General features: G+C 58.7%; 16 protein-coding genes. 1 reads left to right on the plus strand and 15 read right to left on the minus strand.

Annotated features, from left to right (window positions below; all coding sequences use genetic code 11):
* Positions 1-93: 93 nt before the first annotated feature.
* Positions 94-990 carry a LysR substrate-binding domain-containing protein gene (locus tag D8U18_RS26805; RefSeq protein WP_130906369.1) on the plus strand — a complete coding sequence of 299 codons (897 nt, stop codon included), beginning with the start codon at positions 94-96 and terminating at the stop codon, positions 988-990.
* Between the two features lie 170 nt (positions 991-1,160).
* On the opposite strand, the gene ispD is transcribed toward D8U18_RS26805, so the two are convergent.
* The 15 genes from ispD to bamA form a co-directional block, all read right to left on the minus strand.
* Positions 1,161-1,868: a 2-C-methyl-D-erythritol 4-phosphate cytidylyltransferase gene (gene ispD, locus D8U18_RS26810; protein WP_131109041.1), complete on the minus strand. Its 708-nt coding sequence runs from the start codon at positions 1,866-1,868 to the stop codon at positions 1,161-1,163.
* Positions 1,865-2,143 (minus strand): cell division protein FtsB, encoded by a 279-nt coding sequence (gene ftsB, locus D8U18_RS26815; protein WP_056856233.1) that lies wholly within the window; start codon positions 2,141-2,143, stop codon positions 1,865-1,867. The genes ispD and ftsB overlap by 4 nt, the downstream gene beginning before the upstream one ends.
* Before the next feature lie 171 nt (positions 2,144-2,314).
* On the minus strand, positions 2,315-3,604 hold the full coding sequence (eno, locus tag D8U18_RS26820) for a phosphopyruvate hydratase (RefSeq protein WP_056856234.1): 1,290 nt from the start codon (positions 3,602-3,604) through the stop codon (positions 2,315-2,317).
* A gap of 156 nt (positions 3,605-3,760) precedes the next feature.
* Positions 3,761-4,606 carry a 3-deoxy-8-phosphooctulonate synthase gene (gene kdsA / locus D8U18_RS26825; RefSeq protein WP_008057333.1) on the minus strand — a complete coding sequence of 282 codons (846 nt, stop codon included), beginning with the start codon at positions 4,604-4,606 and terminating at the stop codon, positions 3,761-3,763.
* A 4-nt stretch (positions 4,607-4,610) separates the two neighbouring features.
* Positions 4,611-6,242 (minus strand): CTP synthase, encoded by a 1,632-nt coding sequence (locus D8U18_RS26830; RefSeq protein WP_056856235.1) that lies wholly within the window; start codon positions 6,240-6,242, stop codon positions 4,611-4,613.
* Between the two features lie 274 nt (positions 6,243-6,516).
* Complete coding sequence (tilS, locus tag D8U18_RS26835; RefSeq protein WP_131109043.1) at positions 6,517-7,845, minus strand: tRNA lysidine(34) synthetase TilS; 1,329 nt, start codon at positions 7,843-7,845, stop codon at positions 6,517-6,519.
* A gap of 133 nt (positions 7,846-7,978) precedes the next feature.
* Positions 7,979-8,926 (minus strand): acetyl-CoA carboxylase carboxyltransferase subunit alpha, encoded by a 948-nt coding sequence (locus tag D8U18_RS26840; protein WP_056856237.1) that lies wholly within the window; start codon positions 8,924-8,926, stop codon positions 7,979-7,981.
* Positions 8,927-9,065: 139 nt separating this feature from the next.
* Complete coding sequence (gene dnaE / locus D8U18_RS26845; protein WP_056856238.1) at positions 9,066-12,587, minus strand: DNA polymerase III subunit alpha; 3,522 nt, start codon at positions 12,585-12,587, stop codon at positions 9,066-9,068.
* A gap of 77 nt (positions 12,588-12,664) precedes the next feature.
* Positions 12,665-13,291 (minus strand): ribonuclease HII, encoded by a 627-nt coding sequence (rnhB, locus tag D8U18_RS26850; RefSeq protein ID WP_131109049.1) that lies wholly within the window; start codon positions 13,289-13,291, stop codon positions 12,665-12,667.
* 11 nt (positions 13,292-13,302) lie between these two features.
* Entirely contained in the window at positions 13,303-14,433 is a 1,131-nt protein-coding gene (gene lpxB / locus D8U18_RS26855; RefSeq protein WP_131109045.1) for a lipid-A-disaccharide synthase, read from the minus strand.
* Between the two features lie 2 nt (positions 14,434-14,435).
* Positions 14,436-15,212 carry an acyl-ACP--UDP-N-acetylglucosamine O-acyltransferase gene (lpxA, locus tag D8U18_RS26860; protein ID WP_056856241.1) on the minus strand — a complete coding sequence of 259 codons (777 nt, stop codon included), beginning with the start codon at positions 15,210-15,212 and terminating at the stop codon, positions 14,436-14,438.
* Positions 15,209-15,649, minus strand: a complete 441-nt coding sequence (gene fabZ, locus D8U18_RS26865) for a 3-hydroxyacyl-ACP dehydratase FabZ (RefSeq protein WP_007907157.1) — start codon at positions 15,647-15,649, stop codon at positions 15,209-15,211. The genes lpxA and fabZ overlap by 4 nt, the downstream gene beginning before the upstream one ends.
* 108 nt (positions 15,650-15,757) lie before the next feature.
* Entirely contained in the window at positions 15,758-16,813 is a 1,056-nt protein-coding gene (gene lpxD, locus D8U18_RS26870; protein ID WP_130906373.1) for a UDP-3-O-(3-hydroxymyristoyl)glucosamine N-acyltransferase, read from the minus strand.
* Between the two features lie 3 nt (positions 16,814-16,816).
* A complete protein-coding gene (locus tag D8U18_RS26875; protein WP_008057318.1) occupies positions 16,817-17,320 on the minus strand; it encodes an OmpH family outer membrane protein in 504 nt (167 codons plus the stop codon).
* A 45-nt stretch (positions 17,321-17,365) separates the two neighbouring features.
* Positions 17,366-18,690 (minus strand): outer membrane protein assembly factor BamA (gene bamA, locus D8U18_RS26880; protein WP_131109047.1); only part of this gene is annotated, 1,325 nt, incomplete at its 5' end.

Consider the following 18,690-nt stretch of genomic DNA (forward strand, 5'->3'; position numbering starts at 1 on the left):
GAATAAAAACGAGACAAGGAGTGTAATACAGCGCCTTACGGTGAATAATCAGGACAAATGCAAAACATTATTGCCATGCAGGGATAATCTTTGATGTCCGACAACCGCTGGGAAGGCATCGACGAATTCGTCGCCGTCGCTGAATGCAGCCAGTTCACCGCTGCCGCCGAACGATTGGGCGTTTCTTCTTCACACATCAGTCGACAGATCGTACGCCTTGAAGAGCGCGTGCAAACCCGACTGCTCTACCGCAGTACACGACGGGTGACACTTACCGAAGCCGGACAGACTTTTCTGCAACATTGCCAACGCCTGCAGGATGGACGCGAAGAAGCGCTGCGCGCGGTCAGCGATCTGACCAGCGAGCCCAAAGGCATGTTGCGCATGACCTGCGCGGTGGCTTACGGCGAACGCTTTATCGTGCCGCTGGTTACCCGTTTCATGGGGCTTTATCCGCAACTGCGGATTGACATCGAATTGAGCAATCGCCAACTCGACCTGGTGCACGAGGGCCTCGACCTGGCGATCCGCCTCGGACGCTTGCAGGACTCAAGACTGGTCGCCACCCGCCTCGCACCACGGCGAATGTTTCTCTGCGCCGCACCGTCCTACCTTGAACGGTACGGCCGCCCACACAGCTTGTCGGAACTGAGCCGTCACAACTGCCTCATCGGCAGCTCTGACCTGTGGCAGCTGGAACAGAACGGGCGGGAATATTCGCAACGGGTGCAGGGAAACTGGCGCTGCAACAGCGGGCAAGCTGTGTTGGATGCTGCGCTACAAGGCGTCGGGTTGTGTCAGTTGCCGGATTACTACGTGCTGGAGCATCTGAAAAGCGGTGCGTTGATTTCTCTGCTGGAGGCGCATCAACCGCCAAACACAGCAGTGTGGGCGCTTTATCCACAGCAGCGGCATCTGTCGCCGAAAGTGCGCAAGTTGGTGGATTATTTGAAGGAAGGGTTGGCTGAAAGGCCGGAGTACCGAAGCTAGACGCTCAACTGCGTGCCAGCAAGAGATCGGGTGCCTGGACTACCGCAATCGCGAGCAGGCTCACTCCTACAGTGGACGGGGGGAGACACACAAATCTTGTGTACACCAACGAACCTTGTAGGAGTGAGACCGGCTTGCCGGCGATTGGGGCAATACTGAATTCAAGTCAATCAGTGACGATTGGTCCAGCGCTGTCTCAACCATTCAAGATCTTCGGGACGTGTGACCTTGAGATTGTCGGAACGCCCTTCGACAAGGCGTGGCGATGAACCAGCCCACTCCATAGCCGACGCTTCATCAGTGATCACAGCATCCGCCACCAGACTGTCCGCCAACGCCCGATGCAACGCACCAAGTCGAAACATCTGCGGCGTGTACGCTTGCCAGATCACGCTGCGGTCCACGGTTTCGACGACACGTCCGTGTTTATCGACCCGTTTGAGCGTGTCCCGCGCTGGAACCGCCAGCAACCCGCCTACCGGATCGTCAGCCAGTTCAGCCAGCAATTTGTCGAGATCGTCACGGCTGAGATTCGGTCGCGCCGCATCGTGAACCAACACCCAATCTTCGTCATCGGCACCTTGTGCATGCAGATGCAGCAGGGCATTGAGTACCGAACCGGAACGCTCGGCGCCGCCTTCGACCCGCGTTATACGCGCATCGCCAGCACAAGCCAGGTTAGGCCAATAAGGATCATCGACAGCAAGACTGACCACCAGGCCTTTGAGGCATGGATGATCGAGGAAACAGCCGAGGCTGTGTTCGAGAATTGTGCGCCCGCCCAGTTGCAAGTATTGCTTGGGACGGTCCGCGGCCATACGGGCACCGACGCCCGCGGCAGGAATCACGGCCCAGAAGGCCGGTAACGTCGGGTTCATTGGGCCAACTGGTAAAGGGTTTCACCGTCCTTGACCATGCCCAACTCGTGACGAGCCCGCTCTTCAACGGTCTCCATGCCTTTTTTCAATTCGCTGACTTCAGCGTCCATCACCCGATTGCGCTCAAGCAACACCTGATTCTCAGCTTGCTGATCCGCGATCTGCTGCTTCAGCTCGGCCACTTGCGCCAGACTGCCATTACCCACCCACAGGCGGTACTGCAGGCCAGCCAGCAACAGGAGCAAGACGAGGAACAACCAATTGGGACTGCGCATCGAATATCAGGTATCCAGTGAAAAAAGACAGCCACACCACAACATGAAGCTACTGATAGCACGAAGCCTGGAAAACCCAGGCTTGTGCTGATAAGGCATCAGATTAGTGGCAAAAACCACGCCGTAGCGATTTTTCCGACACAATCCGCTGACTTTTTTTACCCGTACGACTTAGCCGCGGAATTCGCTGCGGCCGTTGTACTTGGCTTTGCCATTCAACTGCTCTTCGATACGCAGCAGTTGGTTGTACTTGGACACGCGGTCGGAGCGGCACAGGGAACCGGTCTTGATCTGGCCAGCCGAGGTGCCCACGGCCAGGTCGGCAATGGTCGAATCCTCGGTTTCGCCCGAGCGGTGCGAGATCACGGCGGTGTAACCGGCGGCCTTGGCCATCTGGATGGCTTCCAGGGTTTCAGTCAGGGTGCCGATCTGGTTGAACTTGATCAGGATCGAGTTGGCGATCTTTTTATCGATGCCTTCTTTCAGGATCTTGGTGTTGGTCACGAACAGGTCGTCGCCCACCAGCTGAGTCTTCTCGCCGATCTTGTCGGTGAGGATTTTCCAGCCAGCCCAGTCGGACTCGTCCAGGCCATCTTCGATGGAGATGATCGGGTAACGCTCGGTCAGGCCTTTGAGGTAGTCGGCGAAACCTTCAGCGGTGAACACCTGGCCTTCGCCGGACAGGTTGTACTTGCCGTCTTCGTAGAATTCGCTGGCCGCGCAGTCCAGGGCCAGGGTCACGTCGGTGCCGAGTTTGTAGCCGGCGTTGGCCACAGCTTCGGAGATCACTTTCAGTGCGTCTTCGTTGGAAGCCAGGTTCGGTGCAAAACCACCTTCGTCACCGACGGCAGTGCTCAGGCCACGGGCCTTCAGTACGGCTTTGAGGTGGTGGAAAATCTCGGTGCCCATACGCAGACCTTCCGAGAAAGACTTGGCGCCAACCGGCTGAACCATGAATTCCTGGATGTCGACGTTGTTATCGGCGTGCTCGCCACCGTTGATGATGTTCATCATCGGAACCGGCATCGAGTAGACACCCGGGGTGCCGTTCAGGTTGGCGATGTGGGCGTACAACGGCAGGTCCTGGTCCTGTGCTGCCGCCTTGGCCGCAGCCAGGGAAACGGCGAGGATCGCGTTGGCGCCCAGGGTGGCCTTGTTTTCAGTACCGTCGAGCTTGATCATCGCCAGGTCGAGGGCTTTCTGGTCACTTGGGTCCATGCCTTTCAACAGGTCCTTGATCGGACCGTTGATGTTGGCTACGGCTTTGAGAACGCCCTTGCCCAGGTAACGGCTCTTGTCGCCATCACGCAGCTCGAGTGCTTCACGCGAGCCAGTGGAAGCACCGGACGGCGCGCAAGCGCTGCCGATGATGCCGTTATCGAGAAGCACATCCGCTTCCACGGTGGGATTGCCACGGGAGTCGAGAACTTCACGACCTTTGATGTCGACGATTTTAGCCATTGTTGTAAACACTCCAAAGTTGACGAAAACGACGCAGCTAGAGGAAATCTTTTACCGTCGGCAAGCGATGTGCAGCGGGCAGTCTTGCGGACGATAAGGCTCAGGCCCGAGGGCCTGAGCGTTAATTCGTGCGGTACTTTACCGGAGAAATGAGTATTACGCGGTTTCTACCGTCGGAAAACTCTTAACCAGTTCGTCCAGAGCTTTGAGCTGGGCCAGGAATGGCTCCAGTTTGTCCAGACGCAAGGCACAAGGGCCGTCGCATTTGGCGTTGTCCGGGTCCGGGTGGGCTTCCAGGAACAGGCCGGCCAGGGACTGGCTCATGCCGGCTTTCGCCAGGTCGAGGACCTGGGCACGACGGCCGCCGGCGGAGTCGGCGCGACCACCGGGCATTTGCAGCGCGTGGGTCACGTCGAAGAACACCGGGTACTCGAACTGCTTCATGATGCCGAAGCCGAGCATGTCGACGACCAGGTTGTTGTAGCCGAAGCTCGAACCACGCTCGCAGAGGATCAACTGATCGTTACCGGCTTCGACGCACTTGTTCAGGATATGTTTCATTTCCTGTGGCGCGAGGAATTGGGCTTTCTTGATATTGATCACGGCGCCCGTTTTGGCCATTGCGACCACCAGGTCGGTCTGGCGCGACAGGAAGGCCGGCAACTGGATGATGTCGCAGACTTCAGCGACGACCGCGGCCTGCTCAGGCTCGTGGACGTCGGTGATGATCGGCACGCCGAAGGCTTGCTTGATGTCCTGGAAAATCCGCATGCCCTCTTCCAGGCCGGGGCCACGGTAAGAGGTCACGGAGGAACGGTTGGCCTTGTCGAAGCTGGCCTTGAACACGTAAGGGATACCCAGTTTCTGGGTAACCTTTACGTACTCTTCACAGACCTGCATCGCCATGTCGCGGCTTTCCAGCACGTTCATGCCACCAAAAAGCACCATTGGCTTGTCGTTGGCAATCTCGATATCGCCTACGCGGATGATCTTCTGCGCCATCGGTTTACGCCTTCTTCTGGTGTTGAGCCAACGCTGCCTTGACGAAACCGCTGAACAACGGGTGACCGTCGCGTGGTGTCGAGGTGAACTCCGGGTGGAACTGGCAAGCCACGAACCATGGATGATCCGGTGCTTCAACCACTTCAACCAGCGCGCCATCACCGGAACGACCGGAGATTTTCAGGCCGGCTTCGATGATTTGCGGCAGCAGGTTGTTGTTCACTTCATAGCGATGACGATGACGCTCGACGATCACGTCCTTGCCGTAGCAACCGTGAACCAGCGAACCCGGCTCCAGCAGGCAATCCTGCGCACCGAGGCGCATGGTGCCGCCCAGGTCGGAAGCTTCGGTACGGGTTTCGACGGCGCCAGTGGCGTCTTCCCACTCGGTGATCAGACCCACGACCGGGTGACCGCTTGCACGATCGAACTCGGTGGAGTTGGCGTCTTTCCAGCCCATGACGTTACGAGCGAACTCGATCACCGCCACTTGCATGCCCAGGCAGATGCCCAGGTACGGAACCTTGTTTTCACGAGCGTATTGAACGGCAGTGATCTTGCCTTCCACGCCACGCAGACCGAAGCCGCCCGGAACCAGGATGGCGTCGACGCCTTCGAGCAGCGCGGTGCCCTGGTTTTCGATGTCTTCGGAATCGATGTAGCGCAGGTTGACCTTGGTACGGTTGCTGATACCGGCGTGACTCATCGCTTCGATCAGCGACTTGTAGGCATCGAGCAGCTCCATGTACTTGCCGACCATGGCGATGGTGACTTCGTGCTCAGGGTTGAGCTTGGCGTCGACCACGGCTTCCCACTCGGACAGATCGGCACCGCCGCATTGCAGACCGAAACGCTCGACGACGAAATCGTCCAGGCCCTGGGAGTGCAGGATGCCCGGGATCTTGTAGATGGTGTCGGCGTCTTCCAGCGCGATCACCGCACGTTCTTCAACGTTGGTGAATTGCGCGATCTTGCGACGGGAAGAGACATCGATCGGGTGATCGGAGCGGCAGACCAGCACGTCAGGCTGCAGGCCGATGGAGCGCAGTTCCTTGACCGAGTGCTGGGTTGGCTTGGTCTTGGTTTCGCCGGCAGTGGCGATGTACGGCACCAGTGTCAGGTGCATCAGCATCGCGCGCTTGGCGCCGACTTCGAAACGCAACTGGCGGATGGCTTCGAGGAACGGTTGGGATTCGATGTCACCCACGGTGCCACCGATCTCAACCATTGCCACGTCGGCATCGCCTGCACCCTTGATGATGCGGCGCTTGATTTCGTCGGTGATGTGCGGAATCACCTGGATGGTTGCACCCAGGTAGTCACCACGGCGCTCTTTGCGCAGCACGTGCTCGTAGACACGGCCGGTGGTGAAGTTGTTGTTCTGGGTCATGGTCGTGCGGATGAACCGCTCGTAGTGGCCCAGGTCCAGGTCGGTCTCGGCGCCGTCGTGGGTGACGAACACTTCACCGTGCTGGAACGGGCTCATGGTGCCCGGGTCGACGTTGATGTACGGGTCCAGCTTCAGCATGGTGACCTTAAGTCCCCGCGCCTCCAGGATGGCCGCCAATGATGCCGATGCAATGCCTTTCCCCAATGAAGAAACAACACCGCCCGTGACGAATATGTAGCGCGTCATGAAAAACCCTAGAAGTCTGCGTTAAAGCGGTCCGAGCCGCCGGGGAAAGCGAAGGAAGGCCGAAGCCCCCGATCACCTGCATTAATCACAGTGCACCTTTCAAAAAAACCGCCGCGTTGGGACAGACCGGAAGATGAAACACCGGTACGTTGCTCGCTACACATTTTTTGGAATCGCCCAGCAAAGACTGCTTGGTAATCGGCAACTCCTGCAATTCAGGCGAATCCACAGAAGTTGTATCAAGAAGGGAGCGTAGTCTACCGGAAAGCCCCTTTCAGCTCAAACCTTGATCTTCGATCGGCGGCTGCCAATGCAATTTCCATTCTCCTGCCTTGCCACCCTCCAGGCCCTGAAGGTTCGCCACCGCCAGCAATTGCTCGCCCTTGAACAGCAGCGGCAATCTGCCGCGCACGAACTGCGGCACACCCCGCTCATTGAACAAACGCTTGAGATCGCGATGACCGCGGTGCGGCAATTCCATGATTTCGCCACCTTCACGATAGCGGATCTGCAAAGGGCCATCGGGCAATTGCCCCGTCAGCGTGAGCACGCCGTTGCCGGGCAATGCCAACGGCAGCGCGGGTTGCGGCCAGTTTCCGGCATCGGGCACCGGCCTCAACCAGATGCCCGACAACCACCACAGGCGCCCACCCGCCCGATGCAATTCGCCATCTGCCAGGCGCCAGATCGGTCGGGCATCGTGCGCTGCATCACGCAAATTGTCCCAACCCGACCAATGGTCACTGTCGGGCAAGCTTGTCCGCGGCTCAAGCCAGTGACTGAGCGCGTTGCGTTGCCGGGCAGCGGATAGTTTTTCCAGCGCTACCAGCTCCAGAGACGGCAAGCCCAGCCAATCGAAATCACTTGGCGTGATCGCCTGGCTCAAGTCGATTTGCGCAAGATCATCGAGTAACCCCTGCGCCTCGCTCAGATGCGCGGCACTGCGGGCCATGGTCGCCATCGCTTGCGGCCAGCGCTCCGACAGCACCGGGAACACCTGATGGCGCAGGTAGTTGCGCGAGTACTGCCGATCCTGATTGGAAGGATCCTCGATCCAGCTCAAATGGTTTTCGCTGGCATAGGCTTCCAGCTCGGCCCTCGTGACATCGAGCAATGGCCGCAGTAGATGGCCCTTGCCCAATACACGCTGGCGCGGCATTCCCGACAACCCTCTCACCCCTGCCCCACGCAACAACCGGAACAACAGGGTTTCCGCCTGATCATCGCGGTGTTGCGCGGTCAGCAGTATTTCATTGGCTTGAGTGATCTGGTTGAAGGCGGCATAGCGCGCCTCCCGGGCCGCACGCTCCAGGCTGGCGCCGGGTTGCACCTGTACGTGCACGACGTGTAGTGGCACACCCAAGGCATCACAAACCGACCGACAATGCTCCGGCCACGCATCAGCCACAGCTTGAAGGCCGTGATGAACATGAATGGCGCTTAGCGCCGGCAGGGATTCGGTTTTTGCGAGGTGTACGAGAAGGTGCAACAAAACGGTGGAGTCGAGACCACCAGAGAAGGCGATGCGCCAAGCGGAGGCGTTGCGCCAGCGCTTCAGATTCAGCAAGAGTCTGGAAGGCAAATCAATTCCGGGCCGATCCATATATGTCCCTTTGCACAAATCAAATGTGGGAGCGAGCCTGCTCGCGATAGCGGTAGAACAGCCAACAGATTTGTTGAATGTTAAACCCTTATCGCGAGCAGGCTCGCTCCCACATGGGTACAGCGTGATCTGATTACAGACCGTAGCTCATCAGGCGCTCGTAACGACGGTCGAGCAGCGCCTTGTGATCAAGCTTCTTGAGCATTGCCAGTTGCGAGCTCAGCTCGGCACGGATCGAAGCAGCCGCAGCGGCCGGATCACGGTGGGCGCCACCCAGAGGTTCGCCAATCACCTTGTCGACGATGCCCAGGCCTTTGAGACGCTCGGCAGTGATGCCCATCGCTTCGGCGGCATCCGGCGCTTTCTCGGCGGTTTTCCAAAGAATCGAAGCGCAACCTTCCGGCGAGATCACCGCGTAGGTCGAGTACTGCAGCATGTTCAGTTGATCGCACACGCCGATGGCCAGCGCACCGCCAGAACCACCTTCACCGATGACGGTAGCGATGATCGGGGTTTTCAGGCGCGCCATGACGCGCAGGTTCCAGGCGATCGCTTCGCTCTGGTTGCGCTCTTCAGCGTCGATGCCCGGGTAGGCACCCGGGGTGTCGATGAAGGTCAGGATCGGCATCTTGAAGCGTTCGGCCATCTCCATCAGGCGGCAAGCCTTGCGGTAGCCTTCCGGACGCGGCATACCGAAGTTGCGGCGAACCTTCTCGCGCACTTCACGGCCTTTCTGGTGGCCGATGATCATCACCGGCTGGTCGTCCAGACGAGCGATACCGCCGACGATGGCAGCGTCGTCGGAGAAGTGCCGGTCACCGTGCAACTCGTCGAACTCGGTGAAGATGTGTTCGATGTAGTCCAGGGTGTAAGGACGTTTCGGGTGACGCGCCAGACGAGCGATCTGCCAGCTGGTCAGCTTGCCAAAGATATCTTCGGTCAGCGTCTTGCTCTTGTCCTGCAGGCGGGAGATCTCATCGCCGATATTCAGCGAATTGTCATTACCGACCAAGCGCAACTCTTCGATCTTGGCTTGCAGGTCGGCGATCGGCTGTTCGAAATCTAGAAAATTCGGGTTCATAGGCGTCCGTCTTGGGTCGAGTCCCAAGTGATCTTGGGCCGGCCGGTTGTCTATTCGCGCCCTACCTTAAGGGAGAGGCGCGCTGAGGTCGAGATTAAAAATTCAGGTTGCGGGCAGGCGTTCTGATATTACCTGCCGGTCAACGGTATTGGAGGAAGACGTTGTCTCGCCCGAACTGGTCACGCAGGGCTTGAATCAACGCATCCGCCGGATCGATTCGCCAGCCTTCGCCGAACTGCAGCAAGGCCTTCGCATCGGGACTGGTGTAGTCCATGGTGATCGGGCACGCGCCGCGGTGACGTTTGAGCAGCTCACCCAGCCAGCGTAGCTGATCGCCCTTGAGATCCTTGGCGTGCAGTTTCAAACGCAGGCTCTCGGCCAGGTTGGTGCGCGCATCTTCCATGCTCATCACCCGCTTGACCCGCAGCTTCAGGCCACCGGAGAAGTCGTCGTTACTGACCTCGCCTTCGACCACCACCATCGCGTCGGTCTGCAACAGCGACTGTGCAGCATGGAACGCCTCGGAAAACAGCGAGGCTTCAATCCGGCCGGAGCGGTCGTCGAGGGTGATGAAGCCCATCTTGTCGCCCTTTTTGTTTTTCATCACCCGCAAGGCGATGATCATCCCGGCGACGGTCTGGGTGTCGCGCGCCGGTTTCAGATCGATGATGCGCTGGCGGGCGAAACGGCGGATTTCACCTTCGTATTCGTCGATCGGGTGGCCGGTCAGATACAGGCCGAGGGTGTCTTTCTCCCCTTTCAGGCGTTCCTTGAGAGTCAGCTCCTTGGCCTTGCGATGGTTGGCGTAGACATCAGCGTCTGCCTCGACAAACAGACCGCCAAACAGGTCGGAGTGACCGCTGTCCTGAGTGCGTGCGGTTTGCTCGGCGGCCTTGATCGCTTCTTCCATGGCCGTCAACAGCACCGCACGATTGCGGTCGATATTGGCCTGATAGGCTTTCTGTTCATCATGGAAATACGGGCCAAGACGATCCAGCGCACCGCTGCGAATCAAGCCGTCGAGGGTACGCTTGTTGATGCGCTTGAGGTCAACCCGGGCGCAGAAGTCGAACAGGTCCTTGAACGGGCCGTGCTGACGCGCTTCGGTAATCGCCTCCACCGGGCCTTCACCCACACCCTTGATCGCGCCGAGACCGTAAATGATCCGGCCTTCGTCGTTCACCGTGAACTTGAACTCCGAGGTGTTCACATCCGGCGCATCGAGGCGCAGCTTCATCGTGCGCACTTCTTCGATCAAGGTCACGACCTTGTCGGTGTTGTGCATGTCCGCCGAAAGTACCGCGGCCATGAATGGAGCCGGGTAATGCGCTTTCAGCCACGCGGTCTGGTACGACACCAGGCCGTAGGCGGCGGAGTGGGATTTGTTGAAGCCGTAACCGGCGAATTTTTCTACCAGGTCGAAAATGTTACCGGCGAGGTCCGCATCGATGTTGTTGGTCGCACAACCTTCAATGAAGCCGCCACGCTGCTTGGCCATTTCCTCGGGCTTTTTCTTACCCATGGCTCGACGCAGCATGTCCGCGCCGCCGAGGGTGTAGCCGGCCATGACCTGGGCGATCTGCATCACCTGTTCCTGATACAGGATGATGCCGTAAGTCGGCGCCAATACCGGCTTCAGGCCTTCGTACTGGTAGTCCGAATGCGGGTACGCCAGTTCGGCGCGACCGTGTTTACGGTTGATGAAGTCGTCCACCATGCCCGATTGCAGCGGGCCAGGACGGAACAACGCTACCAGTGCAATCAAGTCTTCCAGGCAGTCGGGCTTGAGCTTTTTGATCAGCTCTTTCATGCCGCGCGATTCAAGCTGGAACACGGCCGTGGTTTCGGCTTTTTGCAGCAGCGTGTAGGTCGGCTTGTCGTCCAGCGGGATGAACGCGATATCCAGCGGCGGTTCGTTGACCTTGGCGCGGTCGCGGTTGATGGTTTTCAACGCCCAGTCGATGATCGTCAGGGTCCGCAGGCCGAGGAAGTCGAACTTCACCAGGCCGGCGGCTTCCACGTCGTCCTTGTCGAACTGGGTCACCAGGCCGTCACCGGCCTCGTCGCAATAGATCGGCGAAAAGTCGGTCAGTTTGGTCGGCGCGATTACCACACCACCGGCGTGCTTGCCGACGTTACGCACAACGCCTTCGAGCTTGCGCGCCATCTCCCAGATTTCCGCCGCTTCTTCATCGACCTTGATGAAGTCGCGCAGGATCTCTTCCTGCTCGTAGGCTTTTTCCAGGGTCATGCCGACTTCGAACGGAATCATCTTCGACAGGCGATCCGCCAGGCCGTAGGATTTGCCCTGCACCCGCGCCACGTCACGGACCACAGCCTTGGCGGCCATGGAACCGAAGGTGATGATCTGGCTTACCGCGTTGCGGCCGTATTTCTCGGCCACGTAGTCGATCACCCGGTCGCGACCGTCCATGCAGAAGTCGACGTCGAAGTCGGGCATGGAAACCCGTTCCGGGTTAAGGAAACGTTCGAACAGCAGGTCATATTCCAGTGGGTCGAGGTCGGTGATCTTCTGCACGTAGGCCACCAGCGACCCGGCACCCGACCCCCGGCCAGGCCCTACCGGCACGCCGTTGTTCTTGGCCCACTGGATAAAGTCCATCACGATCAGGAAGTAACCGGGGAACCCCATCTGGATGATGATATCCAGCTCGAAATTCAGCCGATCGACATAGACCTGGCGTTTGGCTTCGTAGTCTTCGGTGGTGTCCTTGGGCAGCAGGACGGCGAGCCGTTCCTCCAGACCATCGAAGGACACCTTGCGGAAATACTCATCGATGGTCATGCCATCGGGGATCGGGAAGTTGGGCAGGAAGTGCGTGCCCAGCTTCACTTCGATATTGCAGCGCTTGGCGATCTCGACGGTGTTTTCCAGCGCTTCGGGAAGGTCGCTGAACAGCTCGGCCATTTCCTCGGCGCTTTTGAGGTATTGCTGATCGCTGTAGTTCTTCGAGCGCCGCGGATCGTCCAGGGCGCGGCCCTCACCGATACAGACGCGGGTTTCGTGGGCAGCGAAGTCTTCCTGCTTGATAAAGCGCACATCGTTGGTCGCCACCAGTGGCGCACCGATCTTCTCGGCCAGGGCGACGGCGCCGTGCAGTTGCTCTTCGTCATTCGGCCGATTGGTGCGCTGGATTTCCAGATAGAAGCGATCCGGGAATACCGCCATCCACTCCCGCGCCAGGGCTTCAGCTTCGTCGGGGTTGCCACTGAGCATGGCCTGGCCGATTTCGCCTTCCTTAGCCGCCGACAGCATGATCAGGCCTTCGCTGGCCTCGGCTACCCACTCACGCTCGACAATGACCGAGCCATTGCGCTGTCCCTCGATAAAGCCACGGGAGATCAACTCGGTCAGGTTGCGATAGCCCACGGCGTTCATCACCAGCAGGCTGATCCGGCTCAGAGCGTTGTCCGGATCCTTGTTCGACAGCCACAGGTCGGCGCCGCAGATCGGCTTGATCCCGGCACCCATGGCGTTTTTATAGAATTTGACCAGGGAACACATGTTGTTCTGGTCGGTGACCGCAACGGCGGGCATGTTCATGCCGACCAGGGTCTTGACCAGCGGTTTGATCCGCACCAGACCGTCGACCAGGGAGTATTCAGTGTGCAGGCGTAGGTGAACGAATGAAGCCGGCATAGTGATCCTGTCTGTGAACATGAAAACAACAAGGCCCGGATTGTACCGGGCCTTGGTAAAAAAAATCAGCCTTGCGACTAGCTCTCTATGACGATTTCCAACGCCTCATACGCCAGACGCACCGGAGCGAACGAACGCCGGTGAATAGGCGTAGGCCCCAAGCGTGCCAGCGCTTCCAGATGAACGGGTGTCGGGTAGCCTTTGTGGCCGCCGATGCCATAACCCGGATAGATCAACTCGAATGCACTCATTTCCCGGTCGCGGCTGACCTTGGCCAGAATCGACGCTGCCGCGATGGCCGGCACCTTGCCGTCACCCTGTACCACCGCTTCGGCGCGCATCGGCAGTTTCGGGCAGCGGTTGCCATCGATCATCGCCAGTTTCGGCTGGATATGCAGCCCGGCGACGGCACGCTGCATGGCCAGCATGGTGGCGTGCAGAATATTCAGCTCATCGATTTCTTCGACTTCAGCGCGAGCGATGCACCAGCTCAAGGCTTTTTCGCAGATCTCATCGTAAAGCTTCTCGCGCCGGGCTTCGGTGAGTTTCTTCGAGTCGTTCAGGCCGAGGATCGGCCGATTCGGATCGAGAATCACGGCAGCCGTGACCACCGCACCACAGAGCGGGCCTCGGCCGACTTCGTCGACACCGGCTACCAGTTCTTCAGCTTCCGCGACCAAGGAGAAATCCAGCCCCATCTGCATGCTTTTCTTACTCATTGTACTTCGCCGATCAGGTTGAGCACGGCATCCGCCGCCTGGTTGGAGGCATCCAGACGAAGGGTCCGGTGAATCTCATCGAAACCACGGGTCTGCTCTTCGCCATCCTCGATCAGCGGCGACAAGGTCTGGGCCAGGGCTTCGACGGTCGCGTCGTCCTGCAGCAGCTCGGGCACCAGCAAACGCTGGGCCAGCAGGTTCGGCAGGGAAACGTAGGGGCTTTTCACCATGCGCTTGAGAATCCAGAACGTCAGCGGTGCCAGGCGGTAAGCCACCACCATCGGCCGCTTGTACAGCAAGGCTTCAAGGGTCGCGGTTCCGGAAGCGATCAATACCGCATCGCAGGCGGCCAGGGCCAGATGCGACTTGCCATCGAGCAAGGTCAGCGGCAAGTCACGACCCGCCAACAGTTCTTCAAGTTGCGCCCGGCGCTGGGGATTGGCGCAAGGTACGACGAAGCGTACGCCAGGGCGCAGCGCCCTCAGGCGTTGTGCCGTGTCCAGAAACAACGCACCAAGACGCCCCACTTCGCCGCCACGACTGCCGGGCATCAGGGCAACCAACGGCCCGTCAGGCAAGCCAAGCTCGGCCCGCGCAGCAGCGCGGTCGGCTTCGAGCGGAATGGCATCGGCCAAGGTGTGCCCGACGAACCGCACCGGCACGCCCTTCTCTTCATAGAATTTGGCCTCAAACGGAAACAGCGTGAGCATCAGATCGCAGCCTTCGCGAATCTTCAGCACCCGCTTCTGTCGCCAGGCCCATACCGACGGGCTGACGTAGTGCACGGTCTTGATCCCGGCCTGACGCAATTTGAGTTCGATATTGAGGTTGAAGTCCGGCGCATCGATACCGATGAACACGTCCGGCTTCGCAGCGATCAAGTCGGTGACCAGCTTCTTGCGACGTGCCAGCAACTCGCGCAACCGACCCAGGACTTCCACCAGCCCCATCACCGAAAGGCGTTCCATCGGGAAATACGAGGTCAGGCCTTCGGCCTGCATCAGTGGACCACCCACACCGATGAACTCGACCGCCGGGTGACGAGCCTTGAGCGCACGCATCAGACCCGCGCCAAGAATGTCACCGGAAGCCTCACCCGCTACCAGCGCAATACGCAGATTGGCCATGGTTAGCGGGTGATGCCGCGGGTAGACGACTGGATGGAATCTCGGAACACCGCGACTTCCGGGAACTGGATCGAAGGCTCGGCCAGTTCGGCGAGCGCCTGCTCAACCGTCAGTCCCTGGCGGTAAACCACCTTGTAGGCCCGACGCAGCGCATGGATTGCGTCTTCGCTGAAACCGCGACGGCGCATGCCTTCGAAGTTCATGCTGCGAGCTTCGGCCGGGTTGCCGAATACCGTGACATACGCTGGAACGTCCTTGCCGATGGCCGTGCCCATGCCGGAAAAGCTGTGGGCGCCAATGTGGCAATACTGGTGGACCAGGGTAAATCCGGACAGGATTGCCCAGTCTTCAACGTGCACGTGGCCAGCCAGCGCGGTGTTGTTGACCAGAATGCAATGGTTGCCGATGACGCTGTCGTGACCGATATGTGCATAGGCCATGATCAGGTTGTGATCGCCCAGGGTGGTTTCCGAACGATCCTGAATGGTCCCACGGTGAATCGTCACGCCTTCGCGGATGACGTTGTGGTCACCGATCACCAGACGGGTTTCTTCGCCTTTGTATTTCAGATCAGGCGTGTCCTCACCTACCGAAGAAAACTGGTAGATGCGGTTGTGCTTGCCGATTCGGGTCGGGCCTTTGAGAATCACGTGCGGCCCGATCACTGTCCCCTCGCCGATTTCCACACCTGCGCCGACGATCGACCAAGGGCCGACCTCGACACCGTCGGCCAGAACAGCCGTCGGATCGATGATTGCGCGAGGGTCAATCAAACTCATAGTTTGCGTTCCGCACAGATGATTTCAGCCGAGCAGACCGGCTTGCCGTCGACCGAAGCCTGGCATTCGAATTTCCAGATCTGACGCTTGCAGCTCAGGAACTTGGCTTCGAGGATCAACTGATCACCCGGCAGCACAGGCTGGCGGAAACGCAGCTTGTCGGAACCGACGAAGTAGTAAAGCGTGCCATCGGCCGGCTTCACGTCGAGCATTTTGAAACCAAGGATCCCGGCAGCCTGAGCCATCGCTTCGATGATCAGAACGCCCGGCATGATTGGATGCGCAGGGAAGTGACCGTTGAAGAAAGGTTCGTTGATGCTGACATTCTTGTAGGCGCGAATGCGCTTGCCTTCCACATCCAGATCCACGACCCGGTCCACCAGCAGGAACGGGTAACGGTGAGGCAGGTATTCGCGAATCTCGTTGATGTCCATCATTTCGGGGGGAAGCCTATGTAAAGATTGGGAGCGCGCGATTGACGCACACTCCTCTAGCAAATCAAGGACGCAGTCTAGCGGCTGTGTACACTTGATATGGAAATGGTATCAGCCATCTGATGAAGCATTACCGCCAGGGGTCACTTCCCCTGCTTGCTTTTCCAGCTGTCGCAAACGTCGCGCGATGTCATCGAGCTGACGCAGGCGTGCCGCGCTTTTGCGCCATTCGGCTGCTGGCTGCATCGCCGTACCGGATGAATAGGCGCCCGGCTCGGTGATCGAGTGGGTCACCATGGTCATGCCGGTGATGAATACGTTGTCGCAAATATCGATATGCCCCACCAGCCCTACGCCACCGGCAAGCATGCAGTGCTTGCCGATCTTGGTGCTGCCGGAAATCCCCACACAGGCGGCCATCGCGGTGTGATCACCGACCTGAACGTTGTGGGCGATCTGAATCTGGTTGTCGAGCTTTACCCCGTTACCAATGATGGTATCGGCCAGCGCGCCACGGTCGATAGCGGTATTTACGCCGATTTCCACGTCATCGCCGATCAGGACGCCACCAATCTGGGCGATTTTCTGCCAAATGCCTTTTTCGTTGGCAAAACCGAAGCCTTCACCACCGAGTACGGCACCAGACTGAATCACTACCCGCTTGCCGATGCGCACGTCGTGATACAAGGTCACGCGCGGAGCCAGCCAGCCCCCTTCGTCGATCACGCTACGAGCACCAATAAAGCAGTGCGCGCCAACGGTGGTACCGGCAGCAATTTGCGCGCCGCTTTCGATCACGGCAAATGCACCGATACTCGCCGCCGGGTCAACCACCGCATCCGCCGCAATCACCGCTGTCGGATGAATACCGGTTGCAGCCTTGGGCTTGGGGTCGAACAAGTGCGAAATACGCGCGTAGGCTGCATACGGATCAGGCACCACCAGTGCATTACCGGAAAACCCTTCGGCGTCGGCGGCTTTCAGCAACAGCGCTGCAGCCTGGCTGCCTGCCAGGTATTTACGGTACTGGGGGTTTGCGAGAAAGCTCAACTGAGTTGGGCCAGCCTCCTGCAAAGTGGCTAGCCCAGTGATTTCTTTCTCCGGGTCGCCACGCAGTGTGGCGCCGAGGAACTCGGCCAATTGGCCGAGCTTAATAGTCGCGGTCATGGATTACTTCAGCTGATTCATGCGCTCGATAACCTGGCGCGTGATGTCGTACTGAGGCTTGACATCAATCACGGCGCCACGCTCGAAGACCAGGTCAAAAGCACCTTTCTTGATGACTTCTTCCACTGCGCTATCGAGTTTCGGCTTGAGCTGCTTCAGCATTTCACGGTCGGCAACAGCCTTGGCTTCGTTCAGCTCCTTGGACTGGAACTGGAAGTCACGAGCCTTTTGCTTGAATTCAAGCTCCAGACGCTCACGCTCGCCTTGCTGCATTTTGTCGCCACCGGCCATCAGACGATCCTGAATACCCTTGGCGCTGCTTTCCAGAGTTTTGAGCTTGCTCAGCTGGGGACCGAACTTTTTCTCGGCATCCACGGCGTACTTCTTCGCCGCATCGGATTCCAGCAGGGCCATCTGATAGTTCAGAACGGCGATTTTCATGTCGGCAAATGCCGGGCCTGCTACCAGTACGGAAGCCAGGAGAACCAATTGAGTCAACTTACGCACGATGCACTCCTACAAAATCCATTGTCGTTATCTTGGGGCAGACGCTTAGAACGTCTGACCGAGGGAGAATTGGAACACTTGAGTTTCAGCCTCATCCGGTTTCTTGACTGGCATGGCCAACGCGAAACTCAAAGGACCCAGTGCGGTGACCCATGTCACACCTACACCAACGGAACTGGCCAAATTACTCAGGCTGATATCGTTGCACTTGGTATTGGACTTCGTGCCATCCGCGTTTGTGGTATCCGAGCAGGACGAATCGAATACGTTACCGACATCCCAGAATACCGAAGTGCGCAGGGAACGCTGATCCTTGACGAACGGCAGCGGGAACAGAACTTCCACACCGCCCTGGATCAGGACATTACCACCAAACGGCAGCGGGTCCTGGTCCGGGTCAAATTGAGTGCCAGCGTTACCGGTAATGGCCTGACCGCGGCTCGGGGTACTGCGAGGACCCAAAGTGCTGTCCTTGAAGCCACGAACCGAGTTGAAACCACCAGCATAGTAGTTTTCATAGAATGGCAAGCCGTCGGTCGAACCGTAACCATCGCCATAACCCAGTTCGGTATGCAGGCGCATGGTGTAGTTCTCGCTCAATGGCTGGAACAGTTGGCCACGGTAGTCGAGCTTGAAGAACGACAGATCGCTGCCCGGTGTTGTGGTTTCCAGTACCAGGCTCTGGGAATGGCCACGTGTCGCCAGTACGCCTTTGTTCAACGTGGACTCGGACCAACCGGCCGAAGCCTTGAAGTTCAGGTACTTGTCGCCTTCCTGCTCAACGAAGTCGAAGATCTCGTCAACGGTGTAGACACCAGTCTTGATTTCGTCCTGTTGAGCCGTCAGACCGAAGGTCAGACGCGAAGTCTCGCTGATCGGGTAGCCGACGCTGACGCCCGCGCCCAGGCTATCTACGGAGTAGCTGGCCACGTCGACGTCGAGGTCGTCGTAGTCGGTGGTGCGATAGAAAGCGTTGTAACCCAGGCTTACACCATCAGCAGTCCAGTAGGGGTCGACATAACCGAAGTTATAGCGGCTCTGGTATTCGCTGCGGGTCAAGCCGATGCTGACCTTGTTACCGGTACCGAGGAAGTTGTTCTGGGTGATCGAACCACCGAGGATCAGGCCCGCGCTCTGGGCGAAACCGACGCTGGCGGTAATCGAACCGGAAGCTTGCTCTTCCACACTGTAGTTGACGTCGACCTGGTCATCGACACCCGGCACAGCCGGCGTCTCGACGTTGACCTCCTTGAAGAAGCCCAGACGTTCCAGACGGGTCTTGGACTGGTCGATCAGATAGGTCGACGCCCAGCCACCTTCCATCTGACGCATTTCACGACGCAGCACTTCGTCTTCGGACTTGGTGTTGC

The sequence above is a fragment of the Pseudomonas sp. Sample_10 genome, assembly GCF_004321495.1.
Lineage (GTDB): Bacteria > Pseudomonadota > Gammaproteobacteria > Pseudomonadales > Pseudomonadaceae > Aquipseudomonas.